This window comes from Leifsonia sp. ALI-44-B, from assembly GCF_001984125.1.
In the GTDB taxonomy this organism is placed as follows: Bacteria; Actinomycetota; Actinomycetes; order Actinomycetales; family Microbacteriaceae; genus Okibacterium.
In genome coordinates this window covers 1,035,303-1,057,606 of sequence record NZ_MTQL01000007.1, presented here as the reverse complement: position 1 = coordinate 1,057,606, position 22,304 = coordinate 1,035,303, and the positions used below count along the sequence as shown (strand labels likewise).

Here is a 22,304-nt window from a genome sequence, read left to right as displayed (position 1 = left end):
TGTTGCCCCTTCGTTCGTGTCCGTGTCTCGGAATCCTACGGACGGCCCCGGGCCTCCTGCTTCCGCCATTCCACCGAGAGTCTTCCGCGGTCGCTCGGCCGTATGGCGGAATTCCTCGTCGCCCCGCCGATCCGCGGCCGCCCGCCCATATGCTCGGGGTCATGGTGGAAGCGCTCATCCAGGCCACAGGCGTTCGGGTGTCCTACGGCCAGCACGAGGCGGTGCGCGGCATCGACCTGACCGTGTACGACGGCGAGATCGTGGCGGTACTCGGCACGAATGGTGCCGGCAAGACGACTCTGCTCGAATGCCTCGAGGGGTTGCGCGCTCCGACATCCGGCGACATCCGACTGCTCGGTCACGACCCCTTCGTGCATCGCGCCGAAACCCGACCGGCCATGGGCATCATGCTGCAGGAGGGCGGTTTCGCGGGCGATCTGACCGTGCGCGAGACCGCGCAGTTGTGGCGTGCCGTGAACACCGGCGCCGGCGATGTCGACGCCGCACTCGAAGAGATGGGTCTCGATCATCGGGCCGCCGTTCCCGTGAAACAGCTCTCGGGCGGCGAGAGGCGCCGATTGGATGTCGTGCTCGCCGCGTTGAAGCGCCCCCGCATCCTCTTCCTCGACGAGCCGACGACCGGTCTCGACCCCGAGTCGCGGGCCGACGCCTGGGCGGTGATCGGGAGCCTGCGCGCGGCGGGCGCGACGATCGTCCTCACGACGCACTATCTCGAGGAGGCGGAGCGGCTGGCCGACCGCATCGTCATCCTGCACGAGGGCGTGATCGCCGCGGCCGGAACCGTGGCCGAGGTGGTGGCGCGCGAACGGGCGTCGATCCGGTTCAGGTGCCCGACATCCGCGATCTTGCCCCCGTTGCGCGGTGAGGTCCGGCGCGCGGCCGTCTCGCCGAACCAGAGCGTCGTCGAAGAAAGCCCAGCCGGGGAAGACACCGTCGTCGTCCGAACCGACGCACCCCAGCAGGATCTGCTCTCGGTGCTGCTGTGGGCCGAGGAGCACGGCATCGACCTCGCCGATCTGCGAGCGACGCCAGCCACGCTGGAAGACATCTTCGCGGCCGTGGTCAGCAGTGCCCGGTCGCGCGCCGAGGCAGAGGCAGAGGCAGAGGCCTCATGAGCCCGAGCTCGGCAGCCGGCGGCCCGGTCTCGCCACCATCCCCGGCCCCCTCTTTCGCGCGCAGCGCCGCGGCGATCGCACGCGCCGAGTTCACCCTGCTCCGGCGCAACGCGACGATCCTCGTCATCTCGATCGCCGTGCCGATCGCGATGACGGTGGGCACGGTCCTGGTGGCCCGCGATGCGGTCGACGCGTCGGGATGGGCGGTCCCCCTCACCCTGCTGATCGCCCTCGTGCTGGGCATGGGCGTCTACATGCCGGCGACGCTCTCGATCACGGCCCGCCGGGAGGACCTCTATCTGAAGCGGCTGCGCACGAGCGAGGCGGGCGATGCGGCCATCGTCGGCGGGGTGCTGGCGCCCCTGGTCGTGGCGGGTGTCGCGCAGAGCATCATCGCGGTCGCGGCCGTCGTCGTCTTCGGGGGCGCGACCATCCCCGCTCTGCCCCTCGCCGGTGCCGCCGTCCTCGTCACGGTCGCGTTGGCGCTGCTGGCGGCCATCGCCACGACGGGCCTCGTGCGGGGCACGGAACAGGCCGACGCGGCGACCATGCCCTTCTTCGCCTTCTTCGTGCTGAGTGCCGTGTGGGCCGCCTACGAGTCGTCGGGCGACGGTTTCGTCCACCTTCTGTTGCCGGGCGGGGCGTTGCTCGCGGTCATGGACGGCGCGATGTCGTCCGAGCTCGCGCAGCCGGCGATGCCCGGCCCGGCCCTCCTCGGTCTCGCGGTGCTCCTCGCCTGGTGCGCGATCTCGGCGTTCGTGGTGCGCCGCACCTTCCGGTGGGAACCGCGGCGATGATCACCCGGCTGGCGAACGGCGTGCACGTGGTCGTCGTGCCGAGAAGCGATGTGGATGTCGCTTCCGTCGCCATCTCGGTCGCGGTCGGTTCGCGCGACGAGCCGCAGCACCGCGCCGGTTTCGCCCACCTCTTCGAGCATCTGATGTTCGCGGGCAGCGCCGGCGCCCCCGCGGGAACGTATGCCTCCACCATCCATGCCCTCGGCGGCCGCTTCAACGCTTCGACCCGGGCCGACTGCACCGTGTTCCACGTGACCGCACCGGCCGAGGCGATCGACAACGTCATCCGGCTGGAGGCTGACCGCTTCTCCCGTCCCGTGTTCACGGCCGAGGCCCTGACGCGCGAGGTATCGGTCGTCGCCAATGAGATCGAGCAGCGTTTCACCCGCCGACCCTTCGGGCGTTTCCCGATGGACGACCTGCGCCGACAGCTGTTCGCGAGGTTCGCGAATCGGCACGATGGTGCTGCTACGGTCGCCGATCTCCCTGCCGCGACGTTGACCGACATCGAGCGCTTCTTCGAGCGGGAATATTCGCCGGGCCGGCTCACGGTCGCGGTGGTCGGCGGTGTGGATGTCGAGCGCACCCGTTCCGTGATCGCCGAGGCGTTCTCCCCCCTCGTGGCTCGCGCACCGCGGCCGCCCCGTGCGCTCGAGGAACCCGCCCGGCCGGCGACGACGGTACGGCACCGGCGCGCTGGTCTTCCGGCCGAGGCGGTCGCCCTCGGTGTCCGCGTGCCCGATCCGGCGGACCTGAGGGCGTACCTGCCGACGCTCGTGCTCGCCGAGGTGCTGCAGGAGCGGGCCGCCGCCCGTCCGCCGACCGGCCTCGTCTCGCTCGCGATCGGTGTCGACCTGCTGGGCGACCCGTTGGGCGTGCGCGACCCGACGGGCTTCGTCGCGCGCGGTCTGGTCGCCGACGGAGCCGACGCCGACGAAGCGCTCGCGGACCTGCAACGGTTGATCGCGGCCGCGCGCACGGGCGGCGACGACCCGCTGGGCGATGACGAGGTGCGCGCTGCCGGTGCCGTCCTGGGTTCCCGTCTGGCCTCGGGTCTCGACGATGTCAACGCTCACGCGGTCGCACTGGCGACCCGCGTCTCCCTCGGAGCGCCCACCGATTTCCCGGCCATCGCCGCCCGCTTCCGGGGGGTGGACGCCGAGGCGGCGCGTCAGGCCGCGGACGCTTTGACAGAGGGGTGCGCCGTCCTGCTCTGCCACGATGCGCCGAGGCCGGGAGGGGTTCGGTGACCGAGTTCGCGACATGCCGCGTCGGCGCGAACGGAATGGCGAGCGTGCGACTGCGTTTCGGCGTCGACCCCCGCACCCCCGAAGCGAATCTGCTTCTCGCACCCCTCGTGCTGGGTTCGTCCTCCGGTGTGCCCCTCGCCCTGCGCACCCTGGGCGCGGAGGCGAACGCCCGCGTCGACCTCGACGATCTGACGGTGGCGATCACGGCGCCGGTCGAGGCGCTCGATGCCGCGCTGTCGGCGGTGGCGGATGCCCTCGACTCCCTGCGCGCCGACGGCCGGGCGGTTCGGGCGGAGGCTGGCCGGCAGGCCGCGCTGCTCGACCTGGCGCGAACGGACGCGGGCATGGTCGCCGACGAAACGGCGAATGCGCTGATCTACGGCCCCGCCCATCCGTATGGCCGGGCACCCGACGCCGGACTGCTCGCCGGTTTGAGCCACGCCGAGGTCGCGGGGGCGCTCGGGCGGGCGGTGAGTTCGTCGTCCCGCCTGGGTGTCGCCGTGGGCGACGCCGAGCCCGCCATGCTCACGGCGCGACTCGAGACCTTCTTCGCCGTCTTGGACGGCCGGGCCGAGGTACCTCCGGCCGAGCGGTCACCCGCGGTGCCGCCCGCTCCACCGTTCCCCGCCGCGCGCACCCATGTCGAACACGCGTCGCCGGCCGCCGAGACGCGCGTGATCTTTCCGGCTCCCGCCCTACGACACCGTGTGGGGCTTGCCTCGGCGGCCGCCGACCAGCTCGACCCGCCCGGCCAGGACGGCCGCGGTGACTCCCACGAGCTGGCCGCGATGGAGGTGTGTGCGGCGCTCCTCGGCGGTTCGTCGTCGTCGCTGCTCTTCCGCCAGCGGCGCGAGCGGTCGGGGCTCACCTACGGTTCGTCGGCGCGCATCGTGCACGCCGTGGCCGGCAGCGCCATGATCGTCTCGAGTTCGTGCGCGCCAGCCCACGTCGAGCGTGTGATCTCCGAGACCCTCCACAGCGTGCGCACCCTGCCGCAAGCCATCGACGACGGGATGGTGCGCAGCCGCGCCGCCCAGCTCGCGGGGGCCCGCCGCATCCGCCTGGCAACACCGGCCGGTCTCGCCGACAGCATGCTCGCGGGTGGTCCAGCGCTTCGGCTGGATCGAGTCACGGCCGACGACGTCCGCCGTGTGACCGCGCGCTATCTCGCCGAGACAACGCGCGTCATCGTGTCGGTCGCGCCGCCGTCAGACGTCTCGCCGATGTGAGAAGTGGCGCGTGCTCACCGGCCCGGGTTTCGGGACCTCTTGCGGCGGCCATCGGCATAGAACCCGATGGACAACGCGGCTCCGAACGCCAGACCGATAGCGATACCCGCCACCAGATTGTCGAGTGCGAGCCCGAAACCGACTCCGAGGACAAGCCCGAGCGGAAGCCATACGGCCGCAAGGGCATCTGCTTTCGTTTTTTCGCTCATGCCTCCACGTTATGAGCGGTCTCTGAACGCTGGATCAACCGATCGGTTGAGACGCTCCGTGGCGACCCCAGTCGATTGGCGTACCCCGTTCGAGGGGGTGCAACAGACGCACGAGGCCGGCCCCAGCGCACCCCGCCATTCGATGGATGAGCGGCGCGGTTCCCCCTCTCTAGCGTCAGAGCTACCGAATCCGGCACCACCACTGCACAGATTGGACAGACCATGACCAACTCCATCGAGTCATTCGCCAACGACTTCGCGGACTCGACGCTGCGACCGCTCGAGCTCTCGCCGGCCGTCGGCCCGGTGCTCGCCACCCCGGCCTACGCCGCCTACGCCACGGGCGTCGCCGTGACCTTCACGCTGGGCATCATCTCCGACGCGGTCGGCTACACCGACGCCGACGACGTGCTCGATGGAGACACCCCAGAGGGCGCCTCCGCCGACCAGCTCATCCGCGCGCGTATCGACGGCCTGCAGTAGCACCGGCGGGTCGCGGCCTTCGGGCCGCGACCCCTCCCGCTCCCCGGGAGCGGCCACATTCCGACTCGAGCACGCCCGGTGGGCGAGGAAGCAGTGTGACTCCGTGAGCGAATCCCCTCTGTCACGCGTGATGCGCCAGGTAGAGGCCCTGGCCGCCGTGGGCACGGCCCTCTCCGCTGCCGAGTTGTTGCACAGCCGCCGGGTCTTCGCGCCCGGTAAGGTCCTCGCGTGGCCGACGGCCAAGACCCGGCATCGCTGGATGTCGGGGCGACTCGCTCCCACACTCGACCGCCTCTTCGATGAGCGAGGTGTTCACGTGCTCCTGAGCGCCCGACTCGTCGCGTCCGGCATCCTCATGAGCCCGGTGCGCTCGTCGACCGTCCGCTTGGTCTGCACCGGTTTCCTCTCGGCATCCGGCTATGCACTCGCCTTGCGGAGCCCCTACGGATCTGACGGGTCCGAGACCATGCTGTCCGTCGTCATGACGGCCTCCGCACTCGGACGCGCCGTGGGTGACGACGATGTCACCCGCCGTTACGCCCTGCGCTTCATTGCCGCCCAGTCCGCGTTCTCCTATCTCGTCGCCGGTGCCGCCAAGGTGGCGTCGCCGCTCTGGTTCGACGGAACGGCGGTTCGGGATGTCCTGCGCACCCGCATCTTCGGCCATCGCACGCTCTTCGAGCGGGTGCGACACCGCCCGCTCGTCACTCTGGCCCTCTCGCGCGGCGTGACCGCCGCCGAAGTGCTGTTCCCGCTCGTCTTCCTTCTTCCCGGCGGCCTGCGCGTCCTGGCCCTGGCCGGCATGGGCGGCTTCCACGTCGCCAACGCCGGCGCGATGGGGCTCAATCGATTCGTCTGGGCATTCCTCAGCACGTACCCCGCGATAGCCGCCAGCACCCCGGCTCGCGCGATTCAGGCTTCGCGATGACCGCCAGCCCCGGCCGGCCGTTCGCCCGCCTCGTCCCCGCTGTGTCCCCCGGCATTTCCGCTGCCGTTTCCGCTGCAGGTGCCGACGCTCCCGCCGTCGTGTTCGAGAGCGGGCTCGCGGCCCCCGTCGACATCTGGGCGACGGTGCTGGGGCAGATAGACGGGCAGCTCGACACGCTCGTGTATGAGCGGCCCGGGGTCGGCCGCACACCTCCCCGGCGCGGACCACGAGACCTCGACACCCTCGCCGGTGAATTCGACGATATGGTGCTCGATCACCTCGGCCGGCGGCCCGTCGTCGTCGTTGCCGAAGGGTTCGGTGGCCTCATCGCTCAGCGCTGGGCGCGGCACCGCGAGCATCGCCTGGCCGGTCTCGTGCTCATCGACAGCCTCCATCCCGCCGCGCTCGCGCTCTCGTCCCGGCAACGGCAAGGCATGGCGCGTCTCGAGACGGCCCTGCTCTCGACCGCTCTGCGCCAGGCCATCCCCCGCGGTGGCTCCGGCGTGATGCCCGACGGGATCACCACGGTCGCACCCGGTACGACCCGCACGGCGTTGCGAGAGCTGCGCGCCTGGAAACGGGCAGCGCCGGTCGCCACACGCCTCGACCCGTTGGCCGACGGCAGGGGCGGCGCTGTGCCCGTCGCGCTCGTCGCGTCCGAGCACCTGCTCGTCGGCGACCCCTCCCACGCTCGTCTGCAGAACGATCTGCTGCGGCTCTCCACCCGAGCGAGCCTGCACCGCGTGCCCGATACGGCCGTGCTCACGGGCGATGCCGGGAGCCGCGCGATCGCCGAGGTCATCCGGGCTGTCGCCTCGACTGCCGACAGCACAGGTCCCGCCACGAGCACGGGAGAATCGGTGGAAGCCGCGTCCGCGACGGGGGTGGCACGATGACGGCCCCGCGGCATCCGATTCTCGCGGGCGTCTTCGTCGCCTGGTTCGGGCTGACCGTCGCGGGTCAGAAACTGTATCGCCGCGAGGGCGCCAAGACATGGTGGGATGGCCTGCACCTGATCATTCCGGATTGGCGCTTCTTCGCCCCCGACCCCGGTGTCTACGACCACCACGTCCTCGTGCGCGGGGTGCGAGCGGACGGGTCGTCCGCCGGGTGGCACGAGATCACCGACGTGGGCGAGCGCCGCGTGCGGCATGCGTTCTGGCACCCGCGGCAACGCATCGACAAGGCCACGTTCGATGTGTGCGCCGAGCTGTTGCGATTCATCGAGACCCGCCGCCGACTCGGGGTCGACACCGACGAGATCCGGCGGGCCGTGCAACTGTCGATCCCCTATCTCACCCTCGTCACCCTGGCCTCGTCGGCGCCGCTCGACGACGAGTCGGCCGGTGTGCAGTTCATGGTCGTCATCTCGGGCGGATACGACGACGAGCCACCCGAAACGGTCTTTCTCTCGGAGTGTCATCCCCGCGATGCACGCCCCTCGCTGTCATCCCGTCAACCGGCCGGATGATCTTCCCGCACGACTGAAAGGACAACGAAGAAATGAATCCGATCGAGAAACACGCTCACGAAGCCTTCTCAGGGTCCGATCCACTCCGACCCCTCGAGGTGCCGAGCGACGCCGCTCCCGTGCTCGCCACCCCCGCTCTGGGATACGGCGCCCTCACGTTCGCGGCCTTCATGGCCGGCAACGTCGTGACCGACTTCGTGGGGGACGAGTCCCCGACCGAGGGCGGCATCGACGAGTTGGTGGGCAAGAGCGGCTCGGAACTGCTCGCGCTGCGCGCCGAGCGCTTGACGCGCGGCTGAGTCGCCCGGGTGGGGTCGGGTCGCCGGCCCCACCCCCCATATAAGGCACACGGGGCTCTAAATCAACACCTGTTGCCTTAGGGTCCCCGCAGAATCCACCCCGGATTCCGCCTGAAACCCCGAATAATGCTCGGACCTGCGCTTTCATTCGTCCTAGGGACAGTTTTTTCTGGGGGTGGACGTGAATGGTACGACTCTGCGTCGTCGCTGACGAGATCGACGTTTTACACGAATGGCTCGACGTCGTCGACCCGCTGCGCTTCCATTTCAACGTGGTCGCGCAGGCGCATTCGATCGACGAGGTGCGTTTCGTCGAGCGGAGCGCGAACCCGGATGTCTGGGTGTGCCGTTATCCGCTCGCGGCCGAGGTCTTCGACCAGTTCCGGTCCGATGCGCAGGCCGCACGATCGGTGATCGGCATCTGCGGCTCGACCGACGAGGCCGCGCAAGCTCTGGAACAGGGGATCAACGCGGTCATCCTCGACGGCGAATCGTTGTGGATCTTCGCCTCCGCCGTGCAGTCGGCCCATCGCCGACAGTTCTTCGTGTCACCCGCCGTGCTCGAGCGATACCGCTCCGGCATCGTCGAGTTGGTCAGAGAACCCGACCTGGCGCGCATCAACGAGCTCACGGGGCGCGAGATCGAGGTGCTCCAGCTCGTGGCTCGCGGCCTGTCGAACGCCGCCATCTCGCGTCTGCTCTTCGTGTCGTCGGCCACCGTGAGCACGCACGTGCTCGGAATCTTCCGCAAGCTCGACGTGTCCAATCGCACCGAGGCCGCGCTGTTCGCCTTCCGCAACGCGCGCGTGCTCGCCGAGCGGATGGCGGTCGACACGGAACCGCCCCTGCTCGAACTGCGGGAGGAGTAGGGCTCCGGATTGCCAGGAACCTGAGGCATCTGCCATCCTCGATAGTCCCCGCCGCACGGGCGGACGCACCATCGGGAGATCCACCATGAGCATCTGGCGCACGAAGAGTGTCGAAGAATCCTTGGCCGACAGCAAGCTCGAGGGCCAGAGCCTGAAGCGCTCGCTCGGACCCGTCGACCTCGCGCTCATGGGCGTCGCGGTCGCCGTGGGTGCGGGAATCTTCTCGGTCGGCGCCAAGGCCGCGGCCAACTATGCGGGCCCGTCGGTCACCATCGCGTTCGTCTTCGCGGCCATCACGTGTGCGCTCGCGATCATGTGTTACGCCGAGTTCGCCTCGGCCGTGCCCGTCGCCGGTTCGGCCTACACCTTCACCTACGCAACACTCGGCGAGTTGCTCGCGTGGATCATCGGCTGGGACCTGATCCTCGAGATGCTCACCGCGGCGGCCGTGATCGCCAAGTACTGGGGCATCTACCTGGCCGACGTCTTCGCGATCCTGGGTTGGGACGTACCCAAGACGCTCGACGTCTTCGGCGTGCAGATCAGCTGGGGCGCTTTCATCATCGTCGCCATCTTCACCACCCTGCTGGCCATCGGCACGCAGCTGTCGTCGCGCGTCAGCTCGGTGTTCACGATCATCAAGATCGCCATCGTGCTGTTCGTCATCGTCGTGGGCGCGTTCTTCATCCGGCCCGAGAACTACTCGCCGTTCATCCCGCCGGCTGTTCCCACCGAGGGCGGCGCAGCGGATGTCTGGACGCAATCGCTCTTCGCCTTCGCGACGGGTGCGCAGCCCGCACAATACGGTTTCTTCGGACTCATCGCCGGAGCATCCCTCGTCTTCTTCGCCTTCATCGGCTTCGACGTTGTGGCCACGAGCGCCGAAGAGGTGCGCAACCCGCAGAAGAACCTGCCGCGCGGAATCTTCGCGGGTCTCGCGATCGTCACCGTGCTCTACATCGGCGTCACGCTCGTGCTCACGGGTATGGTGCCCTACACGACCCTCGCCGAAGCCGACGATCCCTCGCTCAGCACGGCTTTCACGGCCGTCGGCGCCGACTGGGCCGCCGGCATCATCTCGGTCGGCATCCTCGTGGGCCTCACGACCGTCATCATGGTGCTGCTGCTCGGCCTCGCGCGCGTGATCTTCGCCATGAGCCGCGACGGCCTCCTGCCCGGATGGCTGAGCAAGACGTCGTCGAAGAGCAAGACGCCCATCCGCACGCAGATCATCGTCGGCGCCCTCGTGGCCGTCATCGCGGGGTTCACCGATGTGGGCGTGCTCGAAGAGATGATCAACATCGGCACCCTGTCGGCGTTCGTGCTCGTCAGCATCGGCGTCGTCGTGTTGCGCAAGAAACAGCCCGACCTGCCGCGCGCCTTCAAGGTGCCCCTGTCGCCCTACCTGCCGATCCTGTCGGCGGCGCTGTGCCTGTGGCTCATGCTGGGGCTCACCACGCTCACGTGGGTGCGGTTCGCGGCGTGGCTGGCACTCGGCCTCATCATCTACTTCGCCTACAGCCGCCGTCACTCGCGCGTCGGCCTGGCCGAGAAGGCCGCGTCGGGCGCGTTGCGGGACGGGTCGTCCGAGCCGCGGGCCTGATCGGGAATGCCGCGGGCGCAGCATCCGTTTTCATGAATATGAATACGTTTGAGGCGACCGTGCCCGTGCCCGGCGACAAGCTCGCCGCCGATACCGCGATGGGCCCCGTGACGCTGCTCGTGGCCGACCTGGATGGCATGACCGCCTACTACCGAGATGCCGTCACGTTGCGCGTGCTGAGCGCCGACCGGCACACCGTCACGCTCGGCCGCGGCACCACGCCCGTCGTGATCCTCGAGCACTCCCCCGCCCTGGCGCACGCGCCGAGCGGCTCGGCCGGACTGTTCCACACCGCCATCCTGTTCGACACGCAGGCCGCCCTCGCGGCATCCCTCTACTCGGTGGCCCGCCACGCGCCCGGAACCTTCACGGGCAGCGCCGACCACCTGGTCAGCCAGGCCTTCTACTTCACCGACCCCGAGGGCAACGGCGTCGAACTCTATTGGGACCGCGACCGCAGCGACTGGAGCTGGGTGCACGGCCAGGTCGAAATGGACACGATCTTCCTCGACCCCAACCAGTACCTCGCCGACCACCTCACCGACGAGGCCGCCGACGCGCCGGGCGACGAGACGATCTTCGGCGGCGCCCGCGTCGGCCACATCCACCTCTCGGTGGGGGATGTCGCCACCGCCCGCAGCTTCTACGTCGACACGCTCGGCTTCGACCAGACGGCCGCCGTCGGCAACACGGCCGTCTTCGTCTCGGCGGGCGGCTACCACCACCACATGGCCATGAACGTGTGGAATTCGCGCGGCGCCGGGCCGCGCATGCCTGCACTCGGCCTCGGTCGCGTCGACATCGTCGTGCCAGACGGCGACGCGCTCGGGGCCCTCGGCGAGCGCCTGGCGCACTACCGCGTCGAACGCCAGGACGACGGGCGCACCGTGAGCTTCGACGACCCGTGGAACAACCGGTTGTTCGTCACGACGGGTGCCGCAGCCGTCTAGGCGTTCGCGCCGCAACTTCGCAGCTTCGCGAGACCCCGGCCCCCTAGTGTGTGACCGTGACACACGGCGGGGATGATCGGGGGGCGCAGCGCACAGCGCGGTCCCCGTGGGCGATCGATCTGCTCGGCGTCCTCGCAGCCCTGCTCCTCACGCTGCTCGCGGTGTTGCATCTGCTGTCGACGCAGCGCTCCTGGCTGCTCTTCTTCGACGGCGACTCCGTCATTCTGCCGCTCTTCGAACGCTCGCTGCAGGCGGGGCAGCCCTTCGAATGGGCAATGTCGACGACCGTCTTCCTGATCGAGATCCCCGTCTATCTGGTGCTCGCATTCCTCACCGCGAACCCGTTCGACGCGCTCACCGTGAACGCGATTCTCAACTTCGTCGCGCTCTACGCGTTGATCCGGCTGATCGCCGGGCTGAGCCTTCCCGGGCGCGGCCGGCGGTTCGTCGTGGCGGTGAGTCTCGTCACGTTCGCCGTCCCGCTCGCCGCGACCCTGCTCGAATCGACCACCAACGCCGACTCCTTCGAGCTCTTCTCGCTCCTCGCGACGACGACGTACTACTACCCCACCGTGCTCGCCCTGTTGGCGGCCGCCTGGTTGCTCGCGCGGCTGGTCGCCCGTGACGCGCCGACCGAGACCGCCCCGTCCGTAGCGCCGGATGCGTCCGATGGACCCGCGCGCCCCGCACCGCCGAATGCCTCCTCGGCCTCGGCCGCGTCGGGCCATCGGGTGGCGCTGCTGGTGGCGCTCGGCATCCTCACTGTCGTGAGCGTCACGTCGAACCCGCTCTACGGCGTCTGGACGGCCGCGCCCGCCGTGGTCACGCTGCTCGGCCTGGCGGGTCTCGGCCGCATCCCCTGGCGCACGGCGCTCGTGCCCGCGATCATCCTCATCGCCGGATGCTTCGGCGGCGTGCTCCTGCGCAAACCGCTCGCTCCCTACCTCTCGATGGACCCGGCCAACTATCTGCACATCGGAGACATCCTCACGCCCCTGCGGTTCTACGGCGCGGCGATCGCCGACATGTTCTCGCGACCGACGGGCGTCATCGAGCTCGTTCTCCTGTCCGCCCTCGGCAGCGTGACGCTCGTGGCCGGCATGGCAGCGCTCCGGATGCCGCAGCTCCCGTTGCGCCGCCAACTCCTCTTTCTGCTCGCCGCCGTCACGGTCCTGGCGGTCGCCATCGGCTCCGTTCTCGTCGGCACGAATGCCACGCGCTACCTGCAACCGCTGGCTTTCGCGCCGCTGCTCGTCGTGCCCGCGCTTACCGGGCTGGGCCTCGACTCGCTGCGCCACCGGCGGCAGACCGCTCGACGCCGCCCGGGCCTGTTCGCGCGACCCGCCAACACCACCGCACGACGCGCCCGCGCCGCGGAGACCGTCTCGGCACACGACCATGTCGCGACGACGACGAAGCAGCGCCCCGCCGCCCTCGGCCTGCTGCTCGTGGTCCTCCTGCTCGGCGGTATCGTCGGCACCGGGTCCGCGGTCGCCGCGTCGGTGTCGCGCGCGCACCTGCCCGGCGCGGCCTGCCTCGAGGGATGGCTGGCCGGGCGCACGCTCACAGGGGCCGGCCAGTTCTGGGCCATCCGCGGGTTGAAAACGTATGGCGCACCGAACGTGCATCTGCTGCAGATCGACGAATACCTGAACGCCCGGCCCTGGATGGTGAACCTGGCCGACTACGACGGCGGCCGAGTGTCCTATCTCGTCCTCGACGACCGTTCGGCGTGGGGCGAAGAACTCGTCGACACGCTGGGTGCGCCGCGCGCCAACATCTCGTGCGGCACCTACACGATCCTCGACTACGAGGGCACCGCGGGCGAGAAGGTCCTCACCCGGCACGTCGCCGAATCAGGCGCCGCGCAGAGGGAACAGCGCGGTTTCGCCCAGAAGTCAGACGGCTAGTGCTCGTGCTCGAAGTCGCCGTGACCGGTGTCGGGGTCTGTTGCGCTCGCCCGCGTGTGCGCGAGCGATCCGAACTCGTCGCTGTTGACATCCGGACGCTCGTCGTCCTCGGTCGAGATCTGCGCGAGCGCAATCGGCACGTCTGAGCTGATGAGGATCTCGACGGGCTGCGGTTTGCCTTCACCGAAGTTCACGGTCATCCACTGAGGACCGGGGGCGGAGATCGCTTCCTCGATCGTGCGTTTCACCTCGTCCACCGTGGTGCGCGGCAGCGAGTACATGGTCCCGCCATAGGTGATGTCGACACGTCGCATGTAATGAGTTCCTTAGACCAGGGGTTCTTTGACAAGGTGGAGGCCGCCGGGAGAGTTCGCTGTGGCGGTCAGTGCTTCGATCCAGGCCTTGTTGATTTGCGGCGGACGCCCGCCGAGGAACTTGTAGACCAGAGAGATCGTCGGGTCGAGCCAGACGGTGGTGCGACCATCTCCGACGTCGGCGTCGTCGCGCCAGCTGAAGATGAATGATTCGCGGCGGCGGAGCTTTGCGGTGATGACGATCTGCAGGTGAGCCAGAGTCCGATCATCGAAATCGATCACGAGCGAAGCGTCATAAGTGAGTTTTCCCATGGCGTCTTTCCGTTAGTTGTGGGTTCAACAATCCTCGCGTCGTCCTATAAACGCAATGCGTTCGCGCAGGGATTGACGAGGCGGGCCTTTATCAGGAGTAGTCGTCGACGCTCTGGAGCTCGTCCTCGTCGAAGGGGCGCCCGCTCCCGCCGTCGAGATTCTTGATCCGCGCATTCAGCGTGTCGACGAGCTCGTCATCCTCGATTTCGTCCTCCGCGCCGGTGTATGCCTCGGCGACAAGCTGGCTCGCGGGCCCGAGTAGCAGGTTGGCCCGACCCACCGTGCCGTCATCGCGTCGCACGGGGATATCGACCGTGGCCGATGACTTTCGGCGCGCCAGCGCCCCCGCGTAGGCGAGGACCGCCCGCGAGATGTCCGTGCCGGTGCGCAGGACGTCGTTCGCGTAGTAGATCATTTCCATGCAGCTAGTAGACGTCGAGGTCTGGGTCCTGACAACCCTCTTGCTTTTGGGCATACCGATCTGAATGCATCGGCGCGCACGTGTGCCGCGGCCGCTCGAGCGCCCCGTGCTCGGGGCCGATTCGCGCGGCGGCATCGGCACGGGAATGATGTGAGCAGGTCAACAGCGAGGGGCGCACCGTGAGCGACGTACGACAGCACGCAGATTCGCGTTCCGAGACGGAGCCAGCGTTCACGCCGGGTCGGGCCGGCGGCGTCATCGCGGCGATCTTCATGCCGGTGGGGCTGCTCGTCGGCTGGATCATCCAGTTCTCGGCGTTGCTGGCTCGCGATTTCAGCGGGGCGGGCGGCGACTCCGACGACGTCGTGCTGCTCATCTGGTTTCTAGTCGGGGCTGCGATCGGTGTCGGCATCCCGATCGTCGTGCTCATCGTGACCGTGCGGGGCCTGCGACGCGACCCGCGGTTCTCGCGCATCGCGCTCGTCGCATCGATAATCGTGCTCGTCTTCGCGGTGCCCTCGAACCTGATCCTGCTCGGTTTCCAGATCCCTCAGGCGATCGAAGAGCTGGTGTCGAAGGCCCAGCCGCCCACTGCCGCCGAGACGCACTTCTCAAACGGGAGCGCCCGCACGGAACTCACCGAGCTGGGCGATCGCACGGTCGAGATCCTCGGCGGCGATCCCGACAATTCGTTCTCCCCGAATGGCTTACCGGTGCGGGCTCTGGCCGAGGAGTGCACGCTCGAGAATTCGCAACCCGGAACCAGCTGGAGCTACTCGTTCTCGGCCAGTCTCTTGGTCGACGGTAACGGCACGCCTCTCCTGGCCGAGGGCGAGGATCGGCTTCCGACCGCGACCGACGATCTCGACGGCGTACGCGCTTATTGGGAATCGAAAGGCATCGCATCCGAAGCTGACTCGGCGTCGGAGGTGAGCAACCAATTCGTTGCCCAGGCGGACTGGCTGGATACCTACTCCTACGCCCGCCCGGGCCCCGATGTGATCTTGACGACGATCTGTCTCGCCGACTGACGACTTACTTGATCTTGGCGCGCAGTGCCGCGGCGGCCGCTCCGACGTCGGGGGCGCTGTAGATGGCGCTGCCGGCAACGGCAACGTCGGCGCCGGACTCCTGCACCGATTCGATGGTGTCGACGGTGATTCCGCCGGCCACCGAGAACGGCACGCCCGAGGATGTGCCATCGGTCAGCAGCGTGCCGAACGTGAAGCCATCCTCGGCCTGCTCGTCGAGGCCCGCGTGCATCTCGACGAACTGGGCGCCGAGGGCCACGACCTCCTTCGCGCGGGCGGACTTGTCGGGGACGCCGATGAGGTCGACGACGATGCCCTTGCCGTGCTTCGTGGCGGCCTTGACGGCTCCGACGATGGTGCTGTCGCCCGCGACACCGAGAACGGTCACGAGGTCAGCTCCGGCCTGGAAGGCGATATCGGCTTCGAGCTCACCGGCATCCATCGTCTTGAGGTCGGCGAAGACGATCTTGTCGGGGTGGGCGTCCTTGATGGCCGTGATGGCGCTGAGGCCGGCGCTCTTGATGAGCGGGGTGCCGAGCTCGATGATGTCGACGTGGGGTGCGGCGGCGGCGGCCAGTTCGAGGGCGGCGTCGGTCGTGAGGGTGTCCATGGCGAATTGCAGTTTCATTGTGTTCTTCCTTGACGGGTGTCGATGGATGGAGGAGCGAGAAGCGTGAGCCCTACTCGAGGTTTGCGTGGCGCGGCCAGATATCGTCGGCCGTGAGCCCGGACGCCTTCCACAGCTGGTGGAACACGGCGTCACCGATCAGCACCACCGCCTGCTCGAACAGGCTGCCGGCGTATTGCGCCGAGGCGGTGCCGGAGCGGTCGAGCTTGGTGGCGGCCGGGACGACGACCGTGACGTCGGCGAGATCGGCGAGCGGCGAATCGGCCGCGGTCGTGATGGCCGCGATGCGCGCCGAAACCGAACGCGCCGTCTCGGCCGCGTTCACGACGCTGCCGGTGGTGCCCGACCCGCTGGCGGCGAGCAACACGTCACCCTCGCGGATGGCGGGCGTCGTGGTCTCGCCGACGACGAAGACCGTCAGGCCGAGGTGCATGAGGCGCATGGCCGTCATCTGCAGCGCGAAGCCCGAGCGGCCGGCGCCCTGGACGAATACGCGGTCTGCGTCGGAGAGCAAGCTCGCGACGGCCTCGAGCTGACGATCGTCGATGTTCTCGGCGAGGGCGTCGAGTTCGGCCATGATGGCGGCCAGAGCGGTCGATTCGATGTCGGTGTCAGCGGGCATTTCTCTAGTCTGCGAGGGCTAGCTCGCGCGTGCGGCCACCCGTTGGAAGCGTTCACCCTACCCATTCGGACAGGGTGGATCGCGAGAGTAGGGTGGGTGGCATGCAGACCGAGCCCGCCCCCGCCGAACTCGCCACGCGCGAGCTGCTCCTCGAGCACGCGCACACGGCCGCCGAGCAGGCCGACCGGCAGGCCCTCGCGCTCGAGTCGATCCTGGCGATCCTGCGCTCGGGCCGCCTCTCCGACACGGCCGCGCGCACCATGGCCATCGATGTCGCGGCCGCCGCGCTCGTGCAGATCCGCGTCGCGACCGACGAGCAGCGCGAGGCCATGCTCGAACCCGTCGTCGGTGCGTTTGCGCGCCTGCAGGCCGATCTCCGCCCGCTCGCTCGATTCGGCGACCTCGACGTACAATTCGTCGAGCCACCCGTCACGGGCCGGGCCCTGCCGGGCGAGGTCGCTCACGCCGCGCGCGCGATCGTGCGCAGCGCCGTGCTGGCATTCGTCGACACCGGGGTGACGCGCCGCGTGCGCATCCAGTGGGACTGCGACGGCCTCAACCTCCTCATCGGCATCCGCGACGACGGCCGCGGCGAGCTCACGGCGCACGACGATTCGCTGAGGCCCATCGCCGAGCGGGTCACGGCCCTCGACGGCAAGCTCAACGTGGCGTCGACGCCCGGCTGGGGTTCCGAGCTCTCGATCGCCCTCCCCCTCGATCCCCCGGCTGAGCCCGATCATCTGACGGATGCCGTCACCCTAAGCCCGCGCGAACGCGAGGTCCTGCGCCTTCTCGCCTCGGGCTCACGCAACAAAGACATCGCCCGCACGCTCGGCATCAGCGACAACACGGTCAAGTTCCACGTCTCGAACCTGCTCCGCAAGGCCGGCGCCCGCTCGCGCGCCGAACTCGTCGCCCAGGCCCGCTAGGCCGGTTCAGGCCACGGCGCCGATGCTAGCGCCGACGAATCAGACGAGGTCGTCGCCCGGGCGCGTTTCGGTGAGCGGATGCGGGTGGCCCGGCGTGCGCGGCGCGGGCGGGTAGCCGAGGCGGGTCGCGAGAGAGTCGGCTTCGGCGAGCGCGAGGTCGCGGCGCAGACGTTGGCGGTCGACATCTGCTTCGGTGACGGCTTCCGCTCCGGGTTCGTCGTCATCCTCGGAGCGACGGGCCGCGCCACGCGGCGCGGCTGCGTCGTGGCCGCCCGAAGCCGCTTCGGCCTGCCACTTCCAGTATTCGAGGTCGTCGAGCGCGGCTTCCTCGTCGTCGACGATGGCGTAGGCCGAAGCCAGCTGCCAGAGCGTCGACCACGGTGTCGAGTCGCCGACGGGCACACCGTAGCCGTCGAGGCTCTGCAGGCTGAGCGCGGCGCCCGACTCGATGACGTCGTCGGCCGGCACGGTCTGGCCGGGGCGGTAGAGCAGCGGCAACAGGATGGAGTCGACCACGATGCCCGCGCCGATCGCGATGAAGATGCTCGAGAACGTGTTGTAGCCGATGGCGCTCAAGATCGCGAAAACGACCACGAGCGTGATCACGAAGATGACGATGGTTCGCACGCGCCGGCTGCTCTTGCGCGCGGCGGCGGCCTCCCTCAGCGCCTCGAGCGACAGCTCGGCACGGGCTGGGGTGTGGGCCTGGGCCGGATCGACGACATACAAACCGGGGTAGGTCGGATGCTTGAAGACACCTTCGTGCGCCTGGGTGACCGCCATGCGAAAAGTCTAACCGCGCTCGTCGAGCAGGCGCCCGAGCGGAGTCTTCGTCACGTTGTCGCTGACGATGCGCTGCACCACGGGCGACGGGTCCTGCTCGAGCGCGTGCCAGAGCGGCAGCACCTCGTCGGGGTCGGCGAGCACGATGATGCTCCACGCGTAGGACATGGTGGCCGCGAGCGAACGCTCCTCGGCGCCGAGCGGCCCGTCGACCTGCGCGAGCAGGGCCATGGCGCGCTCACACGCTTGCACGGCCACCTGGCGGGCGGCGGCGTTCTCGAGCACCCGAGGCTCGCACACCGTTTCCACGGCCGTGCGCACGAGCACGATATCGCCCGAATCGGCCCACCCCTCGACCAGGCCGAGAACGGGTTCGGCGTGCTCGTCGGCACCCTTCTGCAAACCTCGGGCCACGGCGTCGCGCACGCGCCAACGGGGGTCGGCGGCGAGCGCATCGAGATTTTTCGCCAGTTCTTCGGCGAGGTCGTGCGGGCCACCGAAAGCTCGGGCGACACCCGCGGCACCGACCATGGCGAGGTATTCCTCGCGCGAACCCGACAGGCGTCGCAGCTCGTCGAGCGGGAGCGCCTCCGAGGCCATGTCGAGCAACGCCACGTTGGCGCGACCGGGCAGACCCGAGCGTTTGTACAACGCCTCGTCGAGGTCATCCGGCTCGAGGGCGAGGAGGGCGTCGCGGCTGATCGGGGCGGGTTCTTGACGGCGTGCGGGTGTGCGACTCATCTGTGAAGCTTAACGGCCGCCGCCGACAGACGCCCCGGATGTCGGCGGCGACGGTTGCGCGACGTGGTCCGTCGGCACCGAACCACACCCTCCATACGGCCCCGGCGGCGACCTGTCCAGGGGGAGGACACGGCAGGGTGCGTCATCTACAGTTCGAGGACGATGACAGATCCCCTCCCGCCATCCACCGTGTCCGTCGTCATCCCGGTGCTCGATGACGCCGAACACCTGCGCACGTGCCTGACCGCCCTCCTGGCCCAGACGCGGCCGCCCGACGAGATCGTGGTCGTCGATAACGGGTCGACCGACGACAGCGCCGACGTGGCCCGGCAGTTCGGTGCGCGCGTCGTGCGGGAGTCCCGCCGTGGAATCCCCGCGGCATCCTCGGCCGGTTTCGACGCCGCGACGGGCAGCATCCTCGCGCGCCTCGACGCCGATTGCGTGCCCGGCGAGCGCTGGCTCGAACGCGTCGAAGAGGCCATGCTGCGCGAACCACAACCGGCCGCCGTGACGGGTCCCGCAGCCTTCCACGACGGGCCGGCACCCCTGCGCTACGTCGGCGCGTTCGTCTATCTCGGCGCCTACTTCGCGCTCGTCGGCCTGGCGCTCGGCCGCCCGCCCTTGTTCGGCTCGAACTGCGCCATCCGAGCGGATGCCTGGGCCAGCATCAGCGGCGACGTTCACCGCCACGACTCCCACCTGCACGACGATATGGATGTCTCACTCCACCTCGACCCGCTCTGGCCCGTGCGCTTCGTTCCCACCGTCGACATGCGCATCTCGGCGCGCCCGTTCCGGAGCATGTCGTCGCTCGCCACCCGCTTCGACCGGGGCATGCACACTCTGCGCTCGCACTGGCCCGACGAGCTGCCGTGGCGCCGCATCCTGCGCCGTTTCAACGCCTCTCCCCCGCACCGCAACCCGCGATTTTAGGACACGTCACCCCGATTTGTCTCCCCTCTTTTGACGATTCAGGCACCCCCCTAACGTGGGGTCCAACGCGCAGCCACCGGGCATCCTGCCCGTCCCCCTCGGGCCGCGCGACGGATCATTGAAGGAGTGAATGTAGATGTTTTTTCACCGTCAAGAACTGCAACACAGCGCCACACCCGATAAGCCAGACGCGCTTTTCGCCCGCAAACTCCAGGAGGTGCTGGGAGGTCAGTACGGTGAGATCACCGTCGCGATGCAGTACGGCTTCCAGGCGTGGAACTCGCACATCCCCGGCAAGTACCGCGACCTGCTCTACGGCATCGGCGCCGAGGAAATGGGCCACGTCGAGATGCTCGCCATCATGATCGCCCAGCTGCTCGAGAAGGCCCCCGCCGAAGAAACCGAGCGTGCCGTCAAGAACGACCCGACGCTCGCGGCCGTCATCGGCGGAACAGACGTGCAGCACGCCATCGTCGCCGGCGCGGGTGCACGCCCGGTGGACAGCAACGGCAACCCGTGGCAGGGCAGCTACATCACGGCATCCGGCAATATGCTCGCCGACTTCACGGCCAACGCCAACGCCGAGATGCAGGGCCGCCTGCAGGTCGCCCGCCTCTACAACATGACCGACGACTCGGGTGTGAAGAGCCTGCTGTCGTTCCTGCTGGCCCGCGACACGATGCACCAGAACCAGTGGATCACGGCCGCGAAGGAGCTCGAGACCGACGGCCTCGAAATGCTGCCCGTGCCGAACAAGTTCCCCATCGACAAGGAGGAGCGCGACGTGTCCTACCAGTACCTCAACTTCTCGGACGGCCAGGCCGCCAAGGAAGGCTCCTGGGCTTCGGGCCCCACGCCCGACGGCCACGGCGAGTTCACCTACCACGACGGCCCCACGTCGAGCGTTCCTATGCCGCCGCCCACCACGCCGGACCCGACGCTCTACGGCACCATGCCCGACCCGGGCGGACTCCTCTCGAAGGCCAAGACGGCCGTCAAGGACGCCCTCCAGTAGGTCGCACTACGGGCCCGGCCACGCTCGGTGATACAGGTGGCGGCCGGGCCACACCACAACAGGGCGGGACGCTTTCGAGCTCCCGCCCTGTCGTGTGCCCGATCGGGGTGCCGCCGCCGCGCGCCGCACGCTAGCGCTGAGCGCTGAGCGCTGAGCGCCAAAGGCCGAACGTTGAGCGCTGAACGTTGCGGTGCTGTTACGGGACGAGGCCCACGCGGACGTGGGTGCCCGCCGCGGCGAGGTCGAGAGCGTCGTTGGCTCGCGCGAGGGGGAGGGTGTCGCCGACCAGGGCGGCGAAGGGATGCCGGTGCCATGCCATCCGGGCGAATTCGACGGCCCGCAGCAGATCTTCGGGAAGGTAGTCGTGCAGACCCGCGACCGTGTGGCGGTGTCGCACGAGCGCGGCCGGCGCGATGTCGCCGCCCGCGGCCAGGCTCTCTGTCGAAGGTGGGGTGCCCACTGCGTCGGCGGCCCCCGCAAGAACGAGCACGCCACCGTCGACGAGCACCGCGCGGGCCCCGTCCACGGCGGCTAGCGCACCGGAGGTCTCGATGGCCACGCTGACGGGTTCGCGACCCGCGATAGCCAGCTCGTTGAGAGCCCAGCCGAGGCCGCCGGGGGCCCGGCGACCGAGCGATGGATCGGCGACGGCGGTCGCCCCGAAGTCGAGCGCCAACTGGCGGCGCGTCTCGTCCGGTTCAGACACGATGACGATGGCCCCGGCCTCGGCGGCGAGCGCGGCGGCCGCGAGGCCCATCATCCCGGCGCCCGCGACGAGCACGGTTCGGCCGTCGAGCCCGCAGCTGGGGCCCGATCGGCCGACGGAGAGTAAACGGAGGGTGGCGGCGGTGCGCAGGGCAGCGGCCGCGCGGGCGACGGCCCCGGGCGTCGGCGCCAAAACGGTCGCGGGCGTCGTCTCGTCGACGATGGCGACGGCCGTGCCCGCCAAGACCTGAACGTGGCTCGCGAATCCGCCCGAGAGCTCCCACCCGCGGTGCACGCGATCGTGCCCGTAGCGTGAGGGCCGGGTGCAGTCCCGCGGCGCGTCGGCCAGGCAGCGGCTGCACGTGCGGCAGGCAACGGTCTCGGCCCACACCACCCGCATGCCCACGACGAGTTCCCGGCCATCGGCCGCGATGGCCCGCCCGCCCGAGATCGACACACCGTCTGAGCCGGGGGCGCCCCCCATCGCCACGATGCGGCCGACCTGTTCGTGGCCCAAGACGAGCGGTGCACCCGTCGCCTCGGCGACAGCTCGCACATCGGCACCCGACACGGTCGCGAGTTCCACGGCGACCAGCAGATCCCCTTCTGCCAGCGCCACCCCCGGAACGGCGATCTCGGCGAGGGACGAACCGGCGCCCGTCCACACCATGGCCACGGGCGCCGGCTTGATCAAGACGTCGGTGCTGTTCGCGGCGACGATGGTGTGAGACATCCG

26 protein-coding genes are annotated in these 22,304 nt (G+C 69.3%); 17 read left to right on the top strand and 9 right to left on the bottom strand.

Going from position 1 to position 22,304, the window contains the following annotated elements; genetic code table 11:
- Positions 1–161: 161 nt before the first annotated feature.
- Genes ALI44B_RS12025 through ALI44B_RS12010 form a run of 4 tightly spaced genes read left to right on the top strand, consistent with a single transcriptional unit; the run spans position 162 to position 4,412 of the window.
- Positions 162–1,136, top strand: a complete 975-nt coding sequence (locus ALI44B_RS12025; protein ID WP_077055574.1) for an ABC transporter ATP-binding protein — start codon at positions 162–164, stop codon at positions 1,134–1,136.
- Positions 1,133–1,933, top strand: a complete 801-nt coding sequence (locus ALI44B_RS16195; protein ID WP_179100259.1) for a multidrug ABC transporter permease — start codon at positions 1,133–1,135, stop codon at positions 1,931–1,933. The genes ALI44B_RS12025 and ALI44B_RS16195 overlap by 4 nt, the downstream gene beginning before the upstream one ends.
- Positions 1,930–3,183, top strand: a complete 1,254-nt coding sequence (locus ALI44B_RS12015; protein ID WP_077054874.1) for a M16 family metallopeptidase — start codon at positions 1,930–1,932, stop codon at positions 3,181–3,183. The genes ALI44B_RS16195 and ALI44B_RS12015 overlap by 4 nt, the downstream gene beginning before the upstream one ends.
- The gene (locus ALI44B_RS12010) at positions 3,180–4,412 is read left to right on the top strand and encodes a M16 family metallopeptidase (protein WP_077054873.1); all 1,233 of its coding nucleotides are present in this window, start codon (positions 3,180–3,182) and stop codon (positions 4,410–4,412) included. The genes ALI44B_RS12015 and ALI44B_RS12010 overlap by 4 nt, the downstream gene beginning before the upstream one ends.
- Positions 4,413–4,426: 14 nt before the next feature.
- Here the strand turns inward: ALI44B_RS12010 and ALI44B_RS12005 are convergent, their stop codons facing one another.
- Positions 4,427–4,621, bottom strand: coding sequence for a hypothetical protein (locus ALI44B_RS12005; protein WP_077054872.1), 195 nt, complete (start codon positions 4,619–4,621; stop codon positions 4,427–4,429).
- Positions 4,622–4,843: 222 nt separating this feature from the next.
- Between ALI44B_RS12005 and ALI44B_RS12000 the strand changes: the two genes are divergently transcribed.
- The 9 genes from ALI44B_RS12000 to ALI44B_RS11960 all read left to right on the top strand — a co-directional run bounded on the left by ALI44B_RS12000 (position 4,844) and on the right by ALI44B_RS11960 (position 13,134).
- The gene (locus tag ALI44B_RS12000) at positions 4,844–5,104 is read left to right on the top strand and encodes a hypothetical protein (protein WP_077054871.1); all 261 of its coding nucleotides are present in this window, start codon (positions 4,844–4,846) and stop codon (positions 5,102–5,104) included.
- A 103-nt stretch (positions 5,105–5,207) separates the two neighbouring features.
- A complete protein-coding gene (locus tag ALI44B_RS11995) occupies positions 5,208–6,032 on the top strand; it encodes an HTTM domain-containing protein (RefSeq protein WP_143459221.1) in 825 nt (274 codons plus the stop codon).
- On the top strand, positions 6,029–6,928 hold the full coding sequence (locus tag ALI44B_RS11990) for an alpha/beta fold hydrolase (RefSeq protein WP_077054869.1): 900 nt from the start codon (positions 6,029–6,031) through the stop codon (positions 6,926–6,928). The genes ALI44B_RS11995 and ALI44B_RS11990 overlap by 4 nt, the downstream gene beginning before the upstream one ends.
- Positions 6,925–7,503, top strand: a complete 579-nt coding sequence (locus tag ALI44B_RS11985) for a hypothetical protein (RefSeq protein WP_077054868.1) — start codon at positions 6,925–6,927, stop codon at positions 7,501–7,503. Before ALI44B_RS11990 ends, ALI44B_RS11985 begins: the two co-directional genes overlap by 4 nt.
- A 32-nt stretch (positions 7,504–7,535) precedes the next feature.
- The gene (locus ALI44B_RS11980) at positions 7,536–7,802 is read left to right on the top strand and encodes a hypothetical protein (RefSeq protein WP_077054867.1); all 267 of its coding nucleotides are present in this window, start codon (positions 7,536–7,538) and stop codon (positions 7,800–7,802) included.
- 185 nt (positions 7,803–7,987) lie between these two features.
- A complete protein-coding gene (locus ALI44B_RS11975; RefSeq protein ID WP_077054866.1) occupies positions 7,988–8,671 on the top strand; it encodes a helix-turn-helix transcriptional regulator in 684 nt (227 codons plus the stop codon).
- An 85-nt stretch (positions 8,672–8,756) separates the two neighbouring features.
- Positions 8,757–10,274, top strand: a complete 1,518-nt coding sequence (locus ALI44B_RS11970; RefSeq protein WP_077054865.1) for an amino acid permease — start codon at positions 8,757–8,759, stop codon at positions 10,272–10,274.
- Between the two features lie 38 nt (positions 10,275–10,312).
- Positions 10,313–11,224, top strand: coding sequence for a VOC family protein (locus tag ALI44B_RS11965; RefSeq protein ID WP_077054864.1), 912 nt, complete (start codon positions 10,313–10,315; stop codon positions 11,222–11,224).
- Between the two features lie 56 nt (positions 11,225–11,280).
- Entirely contained in the window at positions 11,281–13,134 is a 1,854-nt protein-coding gene (locus tag ALI44B_RS11960) for a hypothetical protein (protein WP_143459219.1), read from the top strand.
- Here ALI44B_RS11960 and ALI44B_RS11955 read toward each other — a convergent pair.
- From ALI44B_RS11955 to ALI44B_RS11945, 3 genes are all read right to left on the bottom strand, one after another.
- Positions 13,131–13,448 carry a hypothetical protein gene (locus tag ALI44B_RS11955; RefSeq protein WP_077054862.1) on the bottom strand — a complete coding sequence of 106 codons (318 nt, stop codon included), beginning with the start codon at positions 13,446–13,448 and terminating at the stop codon, positions 13,131–13,133. The genes ALI44B_RS11960 and ALI44B_RS11955 overlap by 4 nt on opposite strands.
- A 12-nt stretch (positions 13,449–13,460) precedes the next feature.
- On the bottom strand, positions 13,461–13,760 hold the full coding sequence (locus ALI44B_RS11950; RefSeq protein WP_077054861.1) for a DUF7882 family protein: 300 nt from the start codon (positions 13,758–13,760) through the stop codon (positions 13,461–13,463).
- Positions 13,761–13,851: 91 nt separating this feature from the next.
- Positions 13,852–14,181: a hypothetical protein gene (locus ALI44B_RS11945; protein WP_143459217.1), complete on the bottom strand. Its 330-nt coding sequence runs from the start codon at positions 14,179–14,181 to the stop codon at positions 13,852–13,854.
- 179 nt (positions 14,182–14,360) lie between these two features.
- Between ALI44B_RS11945 and ALI44B_RS11940 the strand changes: the two genes are divergently transcribed.
- Positions 14,361–15,212 (top strand): hypothetical protein, encoded by an 852-nt coding sequence (locus ALI44B_RS11940; protein ID WP_077054859.1) that lies wholly within the window; start codon positions 14,361–14,363, stop codon positions 15,210–15,212.
- Positions 15,213–15,216: 4 nt separating this feature from the next.
- Here the strand turns inward: ALI44B_RS11940 and hxlA are convergent, their stop codons facing one another.
- Together hxlA and hxlB are read right to left on the bottom strand one after the other, a co-directional pair.
- On the bottom strand, positions 15,217–15,840 hold the full coding sequence (hxlA, locus tag ALI44B_RS11935; RefSeq protein ID WP_077054858.1) for a 3-hexulose-6-phosphate synthase: 624 nt from the start codon (positions 15,838–15,840) through the stop codon (positions 15,217–15,219).
- 52 nt (positions 15,841–15,892) lie between these two features.
- Complete coding sequence (gene hxlB, locus ALI44B_RS11930) at positions 15,893–16,462, bottom strand: 6-phospho-3-hexuloisomerase (protein ID WP_077054857.1); 570 nt, start codon at positions 16,460–16,462, stop codon at positions 15,893–15,895.
- A gap of 101 nt (positions 16,463–16,563) precedes the next feature.
- Here hxlB and ALI44B_RS11925 point away from each other — a divergent pair, with 101 nt between their 5' ends.
- On the top strand, positions 16,564–17,391 hold the full coding sequence (locus ALI44B_RS11925) for a LuxR C-terminal-related transcriptional regulator (protein ID WP_077054856.1): 828 nt from the start codon (positions 16,564–16,566) through the stop codon (positions 17,389–17,391).
- 39 nt (positions 17,392–17,430) lie between these two features.
- Here ALI44B_RS11925 and ALI44B_RS11920 read toward each other — a convergent pair whose 3' ends face one another.
- Both ALI44B_RS11920 and ALI44B_RS11915 read right to left on the bottom strand, forming a co-directional pair.
- A complete protein-coding gene (locus tag ALI44B_RS11920) occupies positions 17,431–18,174 on the bottom strand; it encodes a hypothetical protein (RefSeq protein ID WP_077054855.1) in 744 nt (247 codons plus the stop codon).
- A 9-nt stretch (positions 18,175–18,183) separates the two neighbouring features.
- Positions 18,184–18,915 carry a hypothetical protein gene (locus ALI44B_RS11915; RefSeq protein WP_077054854.1) on the bottom strand — a complete coding sequence of 244 codons (732 nt, stop codon included), beginning with the start codon at positions 18,913–18,915 and terminating at the stop codon, positions 18,184–18,186.
- Between the two features lie 162 nt (positions 18,916–19,077).
- On the opposite strand from ALI44B_RS11915, the gene ALI44B_RS11910 reads away from it, so the two are divergent.
- Together ALI44B_RS11910 and ALI44B_RS11905 are read left to right on the top strand one after the other, a co-directional pair.
- Entirely contained in the window at positions 19,078–19,848 is a 771-nt protein-coding gene (locus ALI44B_RS11910) for a glycosyltransferase family 2 protein (RefSeq protein WP_077054853.1), read from the top strand.
- A 136-nt stretch (positions 19,849–19,984) separates the two neighbouring features.
- Positions 19,985–20,863 carry a manganese catalase gene (locus ALI44B_RS11905; RefSeq protein WP_077054852.1) on the top strand — a complete coding sequence of 293 codons (879 nt, stop codon included), beginning with the start codon at positions 19,985–19,987 and terminating at the stop codon, positions 20,861–20,863.
- Between the two features lie 196 nt (positions 20,864–21,059).
- Here the strand turns inward: ALI44B_RS11905 and ALI44B_RS11900 are convergent, their stop codons facing one another.
- Positions 21,060–22,301, bottom strand: coding sequence for a zinc-binding dehydrogenase (locus tag ALI44B_RS11900; protein WP_077054851.1), 1,242 nt, complete (start codon positions 22,299–22,301; stop codon positions 21,060–21,062).
- Positions 22,302–22,304: the final 3 nt, after the last annotated feature.